The organism is Pseudophaeobacter sp. TrK17 (assembly GCF_042192375.1).
GTDB lineage: Bacteria > Pseudomonadota > Alphaproteobacteria > Rhodobacterales > Rhodobacteraceae > Pseudophaeobacter.
Genome location: NZ_CP071700.1, coordinates 2770751 through 2785449 on the forward strand (window position 1 = coordinate 2770751; position 14699 = coordinate 2785449).

Annotated in this window: 15 protein-coding genes; 7 read left to right on the plus strand and 8 right to left on the minus strand. The window is 60.6% G+C overall.

The features are described 5' to 3' along the window. Nucleotides 1-22: 22 nt before the first annotated feature. Together JZI28_RS13075 and lepA are read right to left on the minus strand one after the other, a co-directional pair. Nucleotides 23-337, minus strand: a complete 315-nt coding sequence (locus tag JZI28_RS13075; RefSeq protein WP_375697877.1) for a TraR/DksA family transcriptional regulator — start codon at nt 335-337, stop codon at nt 23-25. Between the two features lie 379 nt (nt 338-716). After that, a complete protein-coding gene (lepA, locus tag JZI28_RS13080; RefSeq protein WP_375697878.1) occupies nt 717-2516 on the minus strand; it encodes a translation elongation factor 4 in 1800 nt (599 codons plus the stop codon). Nucleotides 2517-2614: 98 nt separating this feature from the next. Here lepA and JZI28_RS13085 point away from each other — a divergent pair, with 98 nt between their 5' ends. From JZI28_RS13085 to JZI28_RS13095, 3 genes are all read left to right on the plus strand, one after another. Then, nucleotides 2615-2875, plus strand: coding sequence for a hypothetical protein (locus JZI28_RS13085; RefSeq protein WP_375697879.1), 261 nt, complete (start codon nt 2615-2617; stop codon nt 2873-2875). A gap of 361 nt (nt 2876-3236) precedes the next feature. Continuing rightward, nucleotides 3237-3578, plus strand: coding sequence for a hypothetical protein (locus JZI28_RS13090; RefSeq protein WP_295446864.1), 342 nt, complete (start codon nt 3237-3239; stop codon nt 3576-3578). Between the two features lie 227 nt (nt 3579-3805). Further along, a complete protein-coding gene (locus JZI28_RS13095; RefSeq protein ID WP_295446866.1) occupies nt 3806-4777 on the plus strand; it encodes a LysR family transcriptional regulator in 972 nt (323 codons plus the stop codon). A gap of 9 nt (nt 4778-4786) precedes the next feature. Here the strand turns inward: JZI28_RS13095 and JZI28_RS13100 are convergent, their stop codons facing one another. Then, a complete protein-coding gene (locus JZI28_RS13100; RefSeq protein WP_375700099.1) occupies nt 4787-5272 on the minus strand; it encodes a low molecular weight protein-tyrosine-phosphatase in 486 nt (161 codons plus the stop codon). 93 nt (nt 5273-5365) lie between these two features. On the opposite strand from JZI28_RS13100, the gene JZI28_RS13105 reads away from it, so the two are divergent. Then, nucleotides 5366-6058, plus strand: coding sequence for an NAD-dependent deacylase (locus JZI28_RS13105; protein WP_375697880.1), 693 nt, complete (start codon nt 5366-5368; stop codon nt 6056-6058). 148 nt (nt 6059-6206) lie between these two features. Here the strand turns inward: JZI28_RS13105 and JZI28_RS13110 are convergent, their stop codons facing one another. From JZI28_RS13110 to meaB, 4 genes are all read right to left on the minus strand, one after another. Beyond that, nucleotides 6207-6686, minus strand: a complete 480-nt coding sequence (locus JZI28_RS13110) for a copper chaperone PCu(A)C (RefSeq protein ID WP_295446872.1) — start codon at nt 6684-6686, stop codon at nt 6207-6209. 112 nt (nt 6687-6798) lie between these two features. Continuing rightward, entirely contained in the window at nt 6799-7149 is a 351-nt protein-coding gene (locus JZI28_RS13115; RefSeq protein ID WP_375697881.1) for a hypothetical protein, read from the minus strand. Between the two features lie 119 nt (nt 7150-7268). Continuing rightward, entirely contained in the window at nt 7269-7559 is a 291-nt protein-coding gene (rpmB, locus tag JZI28_RS13120; RefSeq protein ID WP_295446876.1) for a 50S ribosomal protein L28, read from the minus strand. A gap of 281 nt (nt 7560-7840) precedes the next feature. Beyond that, nucleotides 7841-8821: a methylmalonyl Co-A mutase-associated GTPase MeaB gene (gene meaB / locus JZI28_RS13125; protein WP_375697882.1), complete on the minus strand. Its 981-nt coding sequence runs from the start codon at nt 8819-8821 to the stop codon at nt 7841-7843. Nucleotides 8822-8980: 159 nt separating this feature from the next. On the opposite strand from meaB, the gene hrpB reads away from it, so the two are divergent. Beyond that, the gene (gene hrpB / locus JZI28_RS13130) at nt 8981-11455 is read left to right on the plus strand and encodes an ATP-dependent helicase HrpB (protein ID WP_375700100.1); all 2475 of its coding nucleotides are present in this window, start codon (nt 8981-8983) and stop codon (nt 11453-11455) included. Between the two features lie 93 nt (nt 11456-11548). Here hrpB and JZI28_RS13135 read toward each other — a convergent pair whose 3' ends face one another. Then, nucleotides 11549-12298, minus strand: coding sequence for an SDR family NAD(P)-dependent oxidoreductase (locus JZI28_RS13135; RefSeq protein WP_375697883.1), 750 nt, complete (start codon nt 12296-12298; stop codon nt 11549-11551). Between the two features lie 351 nt (nt 12299-12649). On the opposite strand from JZI28_RS13135, the gene JZI28_RS13140 reads away from it, so the two are divergent. Next, nucleotides 12650-13108, plus strand: coding sequence for an NUDIX hydrolase (locus tag JZI28_RS13140; RefSeq protein ID WP_295446883.1), 459 nt, complete (start codon nt 12650-12652; stop codon nt 13106-13108). Nucleotides 13109-13201: 93 nt separating this feature from the next. Further along, nucleotides 13202-14686, plus strand: coding sequence for an inorganic phosphate transporter (locus tag JZI28_RS13145; RefSeq protein WP_295446885.1), 1485 nt, complete (start codon nt 13202-13204; stop codon nt 14684-14686). Nucleotides 14687-14699 lie beyond the last annotated feature (13 nt).

Sequence of the window (14699 nt, forward strand, 5' to 3'; positions counted from 1 at the left end):
CGCCCCCGAAAGCCCCCTTGCCTCAGGCGGCGCAGCCACTGCAAAACGGCGTTGCGGGCAGCAAATCCAGACGTTTTTCCGCAATTTGATCGCCACAGATCTGGCAATAGCCGTAAGTCCCCTCGACCAAGCGCGCCAGCGCTGCATCAATCCGGCGCAGCTCTTCCATCTCATTGAGACCAAGCGTTTCCAGCACCTCATCCCCCTGGCGCTCAGACGAGCGATCCTCCCAGTCTTTTGGCATCGGCGCATCCAAAGCATGTTCGACCTCACGCAAATGCCCGACCAAAGCCAACCTGCGTGTTTCAAGTGCGTCCTTACGTGCTGCAAAATCCATCTCTAAACCTCCCAAGTCAGCGCCATTGGGCCACTATACCTAAGGCCAATGTTACGGCATTGACCGATGTCAAAAACACTCGCGGGATCTGGGGAGTTGCGCGCGCTTGACGCCAGGAAGCCCTCAAATGCGCGATCTGTGATCCGCACGCCCAAATTTGGGGCGGATTTTTGAGAGTGGAATACGGCTTGCGGCCCCAAAATGGCACCACATCAAACCGCAGAGCGGTGCTGGCCCTGGCTGCGCGTAATGCGCCCTTGGCTGGGGCAGATACGGCGCTGCCCGGTCTGACGACCAGGCATTCGTATAGCTATTTAGCCAAGCCCTCAGCCATACCACGGTATGGGGAAGCGTTTGCCGAGCAGGCTCGGACTGGTGCTCAGCTATCCATTTTCAGGGCTGAAATAAACGCTTCCTGCGGAATATCGACCTTGCCGAACTGACGCATCTTCTTCTTACCCTTCTTCTGCTTCTCCAGCAGTTTCTTCTTCCGGGTTGCGTCGCCGCCATAACATTTGGCCGTCACGTCCTTGCGCATCGCTGACAGGGTCTCGCGCGCGATCACCTTGCCGCCAATGGCCGCCTGGATCGGGATCTTGAACATATGGCGCGGGATCAGGTCTTTCAGCTTTTCCACCATGGCCCGGCCTCGGGCCTCGGCGCGGTCACGGTGCACCATCATCGACAGCGCATCCACTGGCTCGTCGTTCACCAGCACGGACATCTTGACCAGATTGTCGGTTTGATAGCCGGTCAGCTGATAGTCAAACGAGGCATAGCCCTTGGTCACCGACTTGAGCCTGTCGTAGAAATCAAACACCACCTCATTGAGCGGCAGGTCATAGACTGCCATGGCGCGGCTGCCGGCATAGGTCAGATCCAGCTGGATGCCGCGGCGGTCCTGACACAGCTTCAGCACATCGCCCAGATACTCATCCGGCACCAGAATGGTCGCCTTGATGCGCGGCTCTTCCAGGTGATCCACATGGGTCAGGTCGGGCATATCAGCCGGGTTGTGCAGCTCGATCATGGTCTCGTCACGCATATAGATATGATAGACCACCGAGGGCGCTGTGGTGATCAGCTCGATATCATACTCGCGCTCCACCCGGTCGCGGATCACCTCAAGGTGCAACAGGCCAAGGAAGCCGCAGCGGAAGCCAAAGCCCAGCGCCGCCGAGGTTTCCATCTCAAAGCTAAAGGAGGCGTCATTCAGCGCCAGCTTGTCAATGGCATCGCGCAGGTCTTCAAACTCGGAACTATCCACCGGGAACAGGCCACAAAACACCACCGGCTGCGCAGGCTTAAAGCCCGGCAAGGCATCGTCGGTGCCTTTTTTCTCATGGGTAATGGTATCGCCCACACGGGTGTCGCGCACCTGTTTGATCGAGGCCGTCAGGAAGCCAATTTCGCCGGGTCCCAGCTCGTCAATCACCGCCATTGCCGGGCGGAACACGCCGATCCGGTCTACATGATGGGTGGAGCCATTGGAGAGCATCTTGATCCGCTCGCCCTTTTTCAGCACCCCGTCCATGATCCGCACCAGAACGATCACGCCCAGATAGGCGTCATACCAGCTGTCCACCAGCATCGCCTTCAGCGGCGCATCGCGGGTGCCCTTGGGGGCAGGCAGCTCATTGACGATGGCTTCCAGGGTTTCATGGATGCCCTGCCCGGTCTTGGCCGAAACCTGAATAGCGCCAGTGGCCTCGATGCCGATAACATCTTCGATCTGTTCCGCCACCCGGTCACAATCCGAGGCCGGCAGGTCGATCTTGTTCAGCACCGGCACGATCTCGTGGTCGGCCTCCATGGCGTGATAGACATTGGCCAAGGTCTGCGCCTCAACGCCCTGGGTACTGTCCACCACCAAAAGCGACCCCTCAACCGCGCGCATCGAGCGGGAGACCTCATAGGCAAAATCCACGTGACCCGGCGTGTCGATGAGGTTGAGCACATAGCTCTCGCCGTCATCCGCCTTGTAATCAATCCGTACTGTGTTGGCCTTGATGGTGATGCCACGCTCGCGCTCGATATCCATACTATCAAGCAGCTGCGCCTTCATATCACGATCCTCCACCGTGCCCGTCTCTTGGATGAGCCGGTCAGCGAGGGTGGATTTGCCATGGTCAATATGAGCGACGATGGAGAAATTGCGGATTTTGGCGAGATCTGTCATGCTCAGGCATATGATTTGGATTCTTGTCTTGGTCAAGCGCGCGTCTATGCTGCGGTGAAGTTATTTCACCAAATCGACAGTCAAAGGCGAATTTGAACGTGGCAGATGTGGACAAGATCGTAGATTTAGACCAGCTGGAAACCTGGCTGCAAACCCAGGACTTACGGATCAGCCGCGCCATCGCCGCCCGCGCATCCCTGCGCAGCCTGCCCACGCTCATGGCAGTGTCCGATCAAATCATCAACAAAACCGCAGGCGCCGAATTGCTTTTGGCTGGACTACGGGCGACGCTCATATCTGGGGCTGCGAGCACCTGCCCAGCCCCAGATATGAAGCGAATAGAAGCCGCCGCCCGCTGATAAACCTTGGACTTGTACACCTCTCTCTTGGAACCCCGCCCGTCACGCATGTGGAGGGCACGCGTCCGTCCGCCCCACGGCGGGCGCGTTCCGCACCCACCCGGACGAACGCTCATCGTGAATTCGAACCCAAACCACCTAAACCTATCGAAATCAGCCTATTTCAACCAGCTTCCACTATAGCGTTGCACCTCCCAAAGGTCAGGCACTGCCCTCGCATATCACTTGTTCAGTCCCGAACCCGGCAAAATCCTGCGCATTTCTGAATGGTTTTTAACCAATATTGAATCTCGTCGCGCCTTTCGCCATATTCGCTCAAATCCGGGCACGCGATCCGGGGCTAAAACACAAGGGACATCTGATGACATTGCTGCCCACCTCCCTGCGCTCTGCGGGGCTTTGTGCCGTATTGGCCGCCCAAGTCTTCACCGCGCAGATGGTTCTGGTGCAGCCTGCCCAGGCTGGTGCCATAGAACGCGCCTGCCGCAGTTCTGATCGCTCTGCCGTCAGCCCCTCCCTGTGTCGCTGCATCCAGAAGGTGGCCAATGTACAGCTGACCTCCTCTGAGCGCAAAACCGTCTCCAGATGGTTTGGCGATCCCCATCAGGCCCAGGTGGTGCGCCAGTCCAGCAACCACCGCGACGAACAGCTGTGGCAGCGCTATAAGCTCTTTGGCGACACCGCTGCCAAAATCTGCGGTTAACCACCAACTGTTTGCCCCTGCTGCGCAACGCAATAGATTTTACAAAACCAAATCGCTGCGCCTGTGCAACTGCCTCTCCCCATGCCCCCACAGGTACGGCGCCGCTAGGCTGCTCCTGCGCTCCTCTGCACCGCGTTAGGGGGAACAGCAGCCAGTTTGGCCCCCTTGACCCTGCGGCAGGCGGTGGGGAAACTACGCTGAGATAATAGTTTTGTTGGAGTAACGGTATGTTGATCAAAGGGGTCACCCTCAGGGGGCTCGAGGTGTTCGAGGCCCTGGCAAAGACCGGATCCGTTGCTCAGACCGCCGAAGTGACAGGGTTGAGCCAACCTGCTGTCAGCCAACAACTGCGAAACCTTGAAAAGGCGCTCGGAACGGATCTTGTCGATCACGGCCGCCGCCCCATGGTGCCAACCTCCGCCGGGCGCAATTTCCTGGCCCGCACACAGGCGGTGCTGTCCGAGCTGCGCCTGGCGCAGAGCGAGTTGTCGATGATGGATCTGAGCCACCTGCCGGCGCTCTCCATCGGGTTGATTGATGACTTTGACAACGATCTGACCCCACGTCTGGCCACCGCCCTCGCCGAAAGCCTCACCGAGTGCCGCTTCAAGATGATCACCGCCTCCAGCCATGACATCCTGCGCGCCATTGAGGCGGATGAGATCCACCTGGCCGTGACCGCCACCACCGACGAGCCACAGCAGGGCTTGATCGAGTTCCCCCTGGTGCGCGATCCGTTTATTCTGGTCACCCCCAAGGGTTTTATTCACGACCCACAGGCGCCGATTGGCCAGCTCGAACAGCTGCCGTTTCTGCGCTACGCGGCCGACCAGATGATCTCGCAACAAATCGAGGCGCAGATCAGCCAGCAAGACATAACCTTTGAAAACCGCTTTGAGGTTGGCTCCCACCTGGCGCTGATGGCCATGGTAGCCCGCCATATTGGCTGGGCGGTGACAACGCCACTTGGCTATATGCGGGCGGCCCGGTTCCATGATGACATCGACGCCTTGCCGCTGCCCTTTGGCAAGGCGGCGCGGCGGATTTCCCTCTTCGCCAGCAAGGACTGGGCCGACCAATTGCCCCGCACCGTTGCCCAAACCACCAAAGGCCTGATTAAGCGCCAGATGGTAAATCCAGCCATCGTCAAGCTGCCTTGGCTGGCGCAGGACTTTCAAGTGCTCGACGAGTTGAGCTGAGCTGGCGTTTCACCGCCCCGGCTCCGCCTCACCCTGCGCCACAGCCCGCACCAGCCCCGCTGCAGCCAGTTCAATCAGGTCCAGACAGCCGTCAAAATCCCGCGTGTAGTAAGGATCCGGGACATGATCCATTGCCGCCTCTGGCGCAAAACGGGTGAACAGCTGAACCGGGGTCTGATTGCCAGCGGGGCGCAGGGCCTCGATGTTGTCCAGATTGTTTTGGTCCATCGCCAGGATCAGGTCAAAATCGCTAAAATCCGACGGGCTGAACTGGCGCGCCCGCAGATCTGAAACATCAAGGCCACGCCGCTTCATGGCCTGCTGCATTGCCCCGTAGGGCGGCGCGCCCACGTGGTAGTGGGCAGTCCCCGCACTATCGCATGTGACGCAGGGGCAAAGGCCACGAAACACCCCTTGCGCGGCAGGAGAGCGGCAAATATTGCCCAAGCAGACAAACAGAATTTTTCTCGAATTTTGATCGAAGTCTTGATCCAGGTTTTGACTGGCCTCAAGCCTTGTGGGACGCTGGCGCATGGCCTCTCCTCCTGGGGTATTTATCAAGGTAAAGGTTACATCTAAATGCACGTGATGTCCGATAAAATTGTCATTCTGACCGGGGCGGGGATCTCCGCAGAAAGTGGCCTTGGCACCTTTCGCGACGAAGGCGGCCTGTGGGCACAGCACCGGATTGAAGATGTCGCCACCCCCGAAGGTTTTGCCCGCGACCCCATCCTGGTGCACGAATTCTACAATGCCCGCCGGGCCCAGGCCGCCAAGGCACAGCCCAACGCCGGTCATCAGGCGCTGGCGCAGCTGGCGGCGCAACATCCCGGCGAGGTCGTTGTGATCACCCAAAACGTTGATGACCTGCATGAAAAGGCTGGCAGCCAAGGGGTTATCCATATGCATGGCACCCTGTCAGGCGCGCTCTGCTCCGCCTGTGGCCACCGCTGGCAGGCGGCGCTAGCGATGCAGCCACAGGACAGCTGCCCACATTGCGCTGGCACCACCACGCGTCCCGATGTGGTCTGGTTCGGAGAAATCCCCTACGCGATGCAAACCATCGAAACCCATCTGGCGGAGGCCGATCTCTTTGTATCGATTGGCACCTCGGCGCAGGTCTACCCGGCTGCAAATTTTGTCCAAGCCGCAGCAGCCGCCGGTGCGAGAACGCTCGAGTTCAATCTCGAACCCTCGGCCATGGCCACACGGTTCGACGACTGTCGCTACGGCCCGGCCAGCAAAACGCTGCCCCGCTGGGTCGCGGAAATCCTAGGGTAACCTCGGCCGCCGCAGGCGACCCACTGAAACCCGCCCTCCCCATGAGACTGAGCGGCAAAAAGCCCGCCACCAGGGCGGGCTTTGGGCGCGAAGGAGGGCTGCAGCGCAGCCTGACGCCGCGCCCGCCCCCACTGTTACCAACAGCCGCTTAGTTAGAGTGCTTCATATGACCGCCTTGGCCCGGCTTGCGCTCCAGATCAACAGGGATCTCGATGCTGATCTCACCGGCGTTTTTGAACACCAGAGTGACAGGCACCATGTCGCCATGTTCCAGCGACTGGTTCAGCCCCATGAACATTACGTGATCTCCGCCACGCTGCAACATGTGGCTGCCCTCGGCGGGGATCGCAAACCCCTCCTCCACATGCACCATCTTCATCACACCATCGCCGCTTTCCATATGGGTGTGCAGCTCAACACGCTTGGCAATGTCAGAGCGCGCGTCGATCAGTTGATCGTCCTCGGTGCCCATATTCATGATCTCCATGAAGGCTGCGCCGCTCGTGGACATTTTAGCCGACACGCGGGCATATTGATCATGCACCATGATCTTGGCGCCTTCAGCAGTGGCAGCCCCAGCAAGTGACACAGCGGCAACTGCCGCAAACAATACGGATTTCAGGGACATTTCTGTCTCCTTTCTTTCAGGGTTAGGAAATTCTTTGGGTAGATCTTGCAGCCCGTCCACCCGTCAGCCAGGCAGGATTACAGGCGGTCAGGCTCTTCGTTGGACAGCTATATCAGCCGCAGCGCGGCGGCGCCCGTGCTGTCGCGGCAAGCAGCATCACAGGGCTGGATCCCACAGCGCCCAATAGGCGGTCAAAGGCCTGCCCGCCATAGGCTGGCAGCACCACAGCATCCGGCCCTGCAACGGCATCCAGCAGATGCATCACACAGTCTGGACAAAAATGCGGCGCCTTGGTGGGTTGACCATCCTCATCGACGTAGATGGTGACCGGACCCGTTCCGGAACAAATCACCATCTGGCCACTGGCATCACGGGCACCCTGCGCACTGGCTGAGGCATGCCCCGTCAGGGTCACCACCAGGGCCAGCATCAAGGCCAGAGATATCCGCAGGAATCGTGCCATGGTAAATGATATGCCTCTGCCGCAGCAGAGCCGCAAGGTGAAATGTCCTGAACCCGGAACGGCAAAACGCCGCGCATCTTCTCGATGCACGGCGCTGCAAATTCTCATGTGATCAAAGATCAGGCTGCGGCGGCTTGTGCCTTGGCGATCTCTTTTTTCACTTTCAGGGCACCTGTGGACAGCTCATCGTCCTTGGCTTTTGCCAGGAAAGCATCCAGACCACCGCGGTGGTCAACGGTGCGCAGCGCAGCAGCTGAGATCTTCAGCTTGATGCCGCGACCCAGAGTCTCGGACTGCAGGGTCACATCGTTCAGGTTTGGCAGAAACCGACGACGAGTTCTGTTTTTAGCATGGCTGACATTGTTGCCAGTCATCGGGCCTTTTCCGGTCAGTTCGCAACGGCGCGACATAGGTTCATCCTTCGTATCTGGGGCAGCACCCGAGGATTCCCCCGAATCGTCTGCAAATCTCAAAGGGCGCGGCCAAGAGCCAACGCCCGAAAACTGGTTGGATGCGTTTAGGAGGAATCGCCCCAAGGGTCAAGCCATATGCTGGGGTTTTATGGCCCTGCACCAATGAAATGGCTCAGGCCCGCTCCAACCTGTGATTTTCAACGGATCTATAGGCCTGTCTTGCCCACTTGGCCATCCCCATTTGGCCAGTGCCTGTCTTCAGCTGCACCTGTCGCCACCTAGCCTGCAACGCCAAGCCCTTTCAGCATCTCCTGTGCTGCGGCCGTTGGCGACACCGCCCCCTGCGCCACCTGATCCGACAATTCTGTCATGCGGCCCTGCGCCCAGGGGGTCTTGAGCCGCGCCAACAGGGCCTGGCGCACATCCTCAGCAAACCAGTAGCGCGCCTGCTCGGCGCGGGTGCCGTTCCAATGGCCCTTGTCCTGGCGCCATTCCACCAGGGTTTTCATATCAGCCCAGGCGCTGTCCAACCCGGCCTCTTGCAGCGCCGAAACGGTCTGCGCCTTAGGGTAGCCTTCGGGGTCCTGCGGGCGTTTACGCAGCAGCCGTAACGCGCCAGAGTAATCGGCACAGGTGCGCATGGCGGCGGATTTCAGATCCCCATCGGCCTTGTTGACCAGAATGATATCCGCCATTTCCATGATCCCCCGCTTGACCCCCTGCAATTCATCGCCCCCCGCAGGTGCCAGCAGCAACAGGAACAGATCCGACATCTGCGCTACCACGGTTTCAGATTGGCCAACGCCTACGGTCTCAATCAGAACCACATCAAATCCAGCCGCCTCGCACAGGGCCACCGCCTCGCGGGTGCGCCGCGCCACCCCGCCCAGATTGGTCTGGCTCGGCGAGGGCCGGATAAAGGCGGCCTTCTGGCGGCTCAGCTGTTCCATCCGGGTTTTGTCGCCCAGAATGGACCCGCCGGTACGGGCTGAGCTCGGATCCACCGCCAGCACCGCCACCCGCAGCCCCTGGGCCACCAACATCATGCCAAAGCTCTCGATAAAGGTGGATTTCCCCACCCCGGGCGTACCTGACAGACCAATGCGCAGCGCTTGCCGCCCGGATTTCGCCAGGAGGTCCAACAGCTCGGTTGCGGCCACCCGGTGATCATCGCGGCCGCTTTCGACCAGAGTGATGGCCCGCGCCAGCGCCCGGCGATCCCCGCTTAGGATTTTCTCACTCAGCTCGGCGGTCTTCATGCCCGGTCTCCAATATTGAACAGCTCGCAAAATTTCCGCCCTAATTGACGCAGGCCCGAACCCCTTGTCCAGTGCGAAGCTGCCGCAGGGCGGGCATTATGCAGCAGGCTGGACCCCGGCGCGCTCTTTGGCGATAAGCAGGCCATGACAAAAGCCACCATGCCACGCCTACCCATCGATGACGCCCTGCCAGAGCTGATCACAGCCCTGCAACAGGGCAAACGCGCCGTCTTGCAAGCGCCCCCCGGTGCGGGCAAAACCACCAAGGTACCGCTGGCCATGCTGTCAGCCGGGCTGACCACCCAGCGCATCGTGATGCTGGAACCGCGCCGCCTTGCCGCCCGCGCCGCGGCTGAGCGCATGGCGGAAACTCTTGGCGAAGTGGTGGGTCAAACCGTTGGTTACCGGATCCGTGGCGAGGCCAAGACCAGCAAGGTAACCCGCATCGAAGTGGTGACCGAAGGCATTCTCACCCGGATGCTGCAATCGGATCCGGACCTGCCCGGCGTCGGCGCGGTGATCTTTGACGAATTCCACGAACGCTCCCTCAACGCCGATCTTGGCCTGGCCCTGTGCCTTGAGGTGGCGGAGGCGCTGCGTGATGATCTGATCCTGCTGGCCATGTCAGCCACCCTGGACGCCGCCCCGGTGGCGGCGCTGATGCAGGCACCGCTTGTCACCTCCGAAGGGCGCAGCTTTCCGGTGCAAACCCGCTGGCTGGAGCGCCCACTGGGGCCACAGGCACGTCGGCTGGATGCTCTGTGCGATCTGGTGGTGCAGGCAGAAAAGGACAGCCGCGACACCACCAAGGGCGCGCAGATGGGCGGCGGCATTCTGGTGTTTCTGCCCGGTGAAGGCGAAATCCGCCGCGCGGCGCAAAATCTGGACAAGCGGTTGCCCGGCGATTGCCTGATCCAGCCGCTGTTTGGCGCCCTGCCCTTCAAGGACCAGCAGGCCGCCATCCGCCCTGCCGTCACGGGTCGCAAAATTGTGCTCGCCACCTCGATTGCTGAAACCTCGCTCACCATTCAGGATATCCGCGTGGTGGTCGACATGGGCCAGGCCCGGCGCGCCCGGTTTGACCCTGGCTCTGGCATGTCAAGGTTGATCACCGAAAAAGTCACCCGCGCCGAGGCCACCCAGCGTCAGGGCCGCGCCGGTCGTGTCGCCCCCGGCACCGCTTACCGGCTCTGGACCAAAGGCGAAGAAGGGGCGCTGGCCGCCTTTCCGCCACCGGAAATAGCCTCAGCCGACCTCACTGGTCTGGCACTGGAACTGGCGCTCTGGGGGGCAGAGGCCGGGGATCTAGGCTTTCTCACCGCACCGCCCAGCGGCACCATGGCAGAGGCCCGCAAATTGCTGCAGATGCTGGGCGCCCTGGACGGGCGCGGCCAGATGACCGCTCACGGCAAGGCGCTTGCCCGATTGCCACTGCATCCGCGTTTGGGCCATATGCTGCTGACAGCCGGTCCCAGAGCAGCCGAGCTGGCCGCGCTGCTGGCCGAGCGCGACCCCCTGCGCGGCGCGCCGACAGATTTGGCGCTGCGCCTGGAGGCCCTGAAAGATTCTAAGGGCTTTCAGCGCAAACGCCCCTATCAGCTCTCCTATCCGGTGCTGGACCGTATTCGCAGCGAAACACGCCGCTTGCAAAAACAGGGCGCCACTGCCCAGAAGGGAACAGGGCCTCTCTCTGCCGCCGCCATGGCCGCGCTGGCCTACCCCGATCGCATTGGTCAGCGCCGCAAAGGCGATCAGCCGCGCTATGTGCTCTCTGGCGGCAAGGGCGTGCTGCTGGACCCCAGTGATCCCCTGGCCGCGGCCCCCTTCATCGTGGCGCTGGACACCGACGGCAACCCGCGCGAGGCCCGTGTGCGCATGGCCGCGCAGATTAGTCTCGGCGAAATCCGCGAACTCTTTGCCGATCAGATCGCCTGGCAGGACAACTGCCACTGGTCCAAGCGCGACCGCCGCGTCGTTGCACAACAGCAAGAGTGCCTGGGCGCCATCTCCCTGGAACAGCGCCTGTGGAAAGATGCGCCTGAGGATCAGATCGCCGCCGCCATGCTCGACGGGGTGCGCGATCTTGGTCTGCGTCTCGACGGGGCCGCGGCGCGGCTGGCGGCGCGGGTTGAACTGCTGCGCGCCGATGGTTTTGACCTGCCGGATTTTTCGCTCGATGGCCTGCTGGCGCGATTGGACGACTGGCTGCTGCCAATGCTGGGCGGGGTTAAATCCGCCGCGGCTTGGAAACAGTTCGACCTGCTGCCACCGCTGCGCGCCGCACTCACCTGGGAACAGACACAACTGCTGGACCGCGAGGCGCCCGGCAGTTTCACCACCCCGCTGGGGCGTAAGATCCCGATCACCTATAGTGCGGAAGCTCCGGAAATATCGGTGCGACTACAGGAATTGTTTGGCATCACCCGCCACCCGAGCGTCGGCGGCGTCGCTTTGAAGATCACCCTGCTCTCCCCGGCCCAGCGCCCGATCCAAATCACCCGCGACCTGCCCGGGTTTTGGGCCGGATCCTATGCAGATGTGCGCAAAGACATGCGCGCGCAATACCCCCGCCACCCCTGGCCCGAGGATCCAACCCAAGAAGACCCCACCCTGCGGGCAAAGAAGCGTCGCTAACACGAGCCCTGCCGTAGCACCGGCATTGCCAACAGAGGGGGGCGTTGCCCCCTCACACCCAAGGCGCGCTCAGCCACTAAAAGGTGTATCGCCTCAGGATCGCAAGGCGGGCAAACCAATTCCCGTTGCCTCAAAGCCCCCATCTGCTGCCAGGATCTGGCCGGTGATAAAACTCGCCTTGTCGGACAGCAGGAAATTGATCGCTGCGGCAATTTCATCCTCTGAGCCATAACGATTCAACGGCAGTGCATCGTGGTAGGCCGCAATGATCTCGGGGCTGTGGACCGCCATCGCCAGCTTGGTCGCCACCGGCCCGGGCGCAACCCCATTGACCCGAATACCCAACTCGCCCAGCTCCACCGCCTGCTGCAGGGTCAGCTGCGCCAGCGCCGCCTTAGAGGTGCCATAGGCGACCCGCAGTGTGCTGGCCCGCAGACCGGAGATTGAGGTGATGTTCACCACAGCCCCACCGCCGTCAGCTGCCAGCAGATCGGTAAACCCCTGGGTCATCAGAAAGGGACCGTCCAGATTGGTCTCCATCACCCGGCGCCAGCGATCAAATGTCGTCTCGCGGATCGGACCAAAATCCGCCACGCCCGCATTGTTGACCAACCCATCCAGACGGCCAAACCCCGCGGTGACCTCGGCAACGGCCGCCGCCACATCCTGGGGTTTAGAGACATCGCCCTCAATCACCAAGGCCTCCGGCAACAGATCCGCGGCCTTTGCCAGCTCTGGCCCGTCCCAGTCCATCACTGCGACCTGCCACCCTGCCTCGTGCAGCCCCCGCGCCGTGGCCAGGCCAATTCCGCGCGCCGCGCCTGTAATAAGTGCTGTTTTCATAACGTCTTGCCCATTCAAAATCTAACTCCCGCCACTGAGCCCGTCGGCCTGAGAAGAGTCAATATAGTGCCGTATCATGCATTTGAGCCCTCCCCTGCCACACAGCAGTTTCCCACCAACTGCCCTCCAGGCCTTTTGCCGGCCACATAGTCCACGGGGCGCTCAACATTTAGGCAGCTGAACATATAAATCGGGTGCGCAATTAATGGGCAGAGGCGTTTTCATCGACACAAGGGTTGTACTTTATCCACAAAGCCCTATTTTAAAGGGAGTTCAGAAACATGCAGCGGCTGCGATACGTCAAACTCACCAGCAAAGCTGCCAAAAAAAGTACGATTAAGGCAGTTCAAGATGAGCAACATTATCGCCCAGGCTTGGGAAGAGATGATCAAGCCTATTCTGTTTCGCCCTAAACGCGTTCAGGTTGCGGCCCTGTGCCACAGAACAAACACCGGCAACAAAGAAGTTCTGATGATCACCAGTCGCGGCTCTGGCCGTTGGATTCTGCCCAAAGGCTGGCCAATCAATGGCAAGGATGGCGGCGAATCTGCCCTTCAGGAAGCCTGGGAAGAGGCCGGTGTGCAAAACGGCCGTGTCGATGGCGATCCCATTGGCGCCTTCAGCTATGAAAAAGAGTTGAAAACCGGACTGCCGATCCCGGTGCAGACCTTTGTCTATACAGTTGGCGACGTCGAACTGTCCGACACCTACCCGGAGGCACATCAGCGGCAACGCAAATGGGTCCCTGCTCAAGAGGCTGCAAATCTGGTAAACGAGCCCGAGCTGCAGGATATCCTGCGTCAATTGTGACACTCAGGTGACACTTTTGTAACAGCCCAGCTTGCCTCATTGAGCGGGCTCGCTTAGTGCGTCCCTCAACTGCCTGCCAAAGGGACGATCACTGTGAGCACCCCACCAAACGACGCTGACCATCACGAAACGCTAGACCGAGACCTGCATCGGTTTTCGCATCTCGAATCCGCAACCCAATATGTCGCCCGCCCCATGGTCGCCCCCGGTATCGCCCTGGTGTTCATGGTTATGGCCGGCCTCGGAGCTGCCATGCTTTTTGGCGGCAGTCAAAGCAATCTGATCGTGGTGGCTGCTGCCGTCTTTGGCGCCTATATGGCGATCAATATCGGCGCCAATGACGTGGCAAACAACATGGGGCCTGCTGTGGGCGCCAATGCGCTCACCATGGGCGGTGCCATCGTCATCGCTGCCGTGTTCGAAAGCGCCGGAGCGCTGCTGGCGGGCGGCGACGTGGTCTCGACCATCTCCAAGGGCATTATTGACCCGCAGGTGGTTGCCACCTCGGAAATCTTCATCTGGGCCATGATGGCCGCCCTGATCTCCTCGGCGCTTTGGGTCAACCTTGCCACCTGGATCGGGGCACCGGTCTCCACCACCCATTCGGTTGTTGGCGGCGTTATGGGCGCAGGTATTGCTGCGGCCGGTTTTGCTGCGGTGAACTGGCAAACCATGAGCAAGATCGCGGCCAGCTGGGTGATCTCACCGGTGCTGGGCGGTATCATCGCCGCGCTGTTTCTGGCCCTGATCAAGGCAAAGATCATTTACCAAGACGACAAAATCGCCGCCGCACGGCGCTGGGTACCGGTTCTGGTGGGGATCATGGCGGGCGCTTTTTCATCCTATCTGGCCCTCAAGGGGCTGAAACGTATCATCAAGATCGACCTGCAGACCGCGCTTTTGATTGGCACCATGATTGGGGCGCTGGCCTATGTCATCACCGCCCCGTTGATCAAACGCCAATCCGAAGGCATGGAAAACCGCAACAAGTCCCTGAAGGTGTTGTTCCGGATTCCACTGGTGATCTCCGCAGCGCTGCTGTCTTTTGCCCATGGCGCCAATGATGTGGCCAATGCGGTTGGCCCTCTGGCCGCGATCGTGCATGCCTCAGAGTTTGGCGACTTTGCCTCCAAGGTGGCCATTCCAACCTGGGTCATGGTTATCGGCGCCTTTGGGATTTCCTTTGGCCTGTTCCTGTTTGGCCCCAAACTGATCCGCATGGTTGGCAGCCAGATCACCAAGCTAAACCCCATGCGCGCCTATTGTGTCTCGCTCTCAGCTGCGATCACAGTGATTGTTGCCAGCTGGCTGGGCCTGCCGGTGTCCTCGACCCATATTGCGGTTGGGGCGGTATTTGGGGTTGGTTTTTTCCGCGAATGGCATCACGAGCGCCGCTCGCGTCAATCTGCCGTCAGCCGCCCGGCAGAAAAGCGCATCGCACCGGAAGAACGCCGCCGCCGCAAACTGGTCCGGCGCAGCCACTTTATGACCATTGCCGCCGCCTGGGTGATCACGGTGCCCGCCGCAGCACTGCTGTCAGGCTGTATCTATCTGCTGCTGGCAAGCTTTACCCATTGACCCGCTGAGGTGT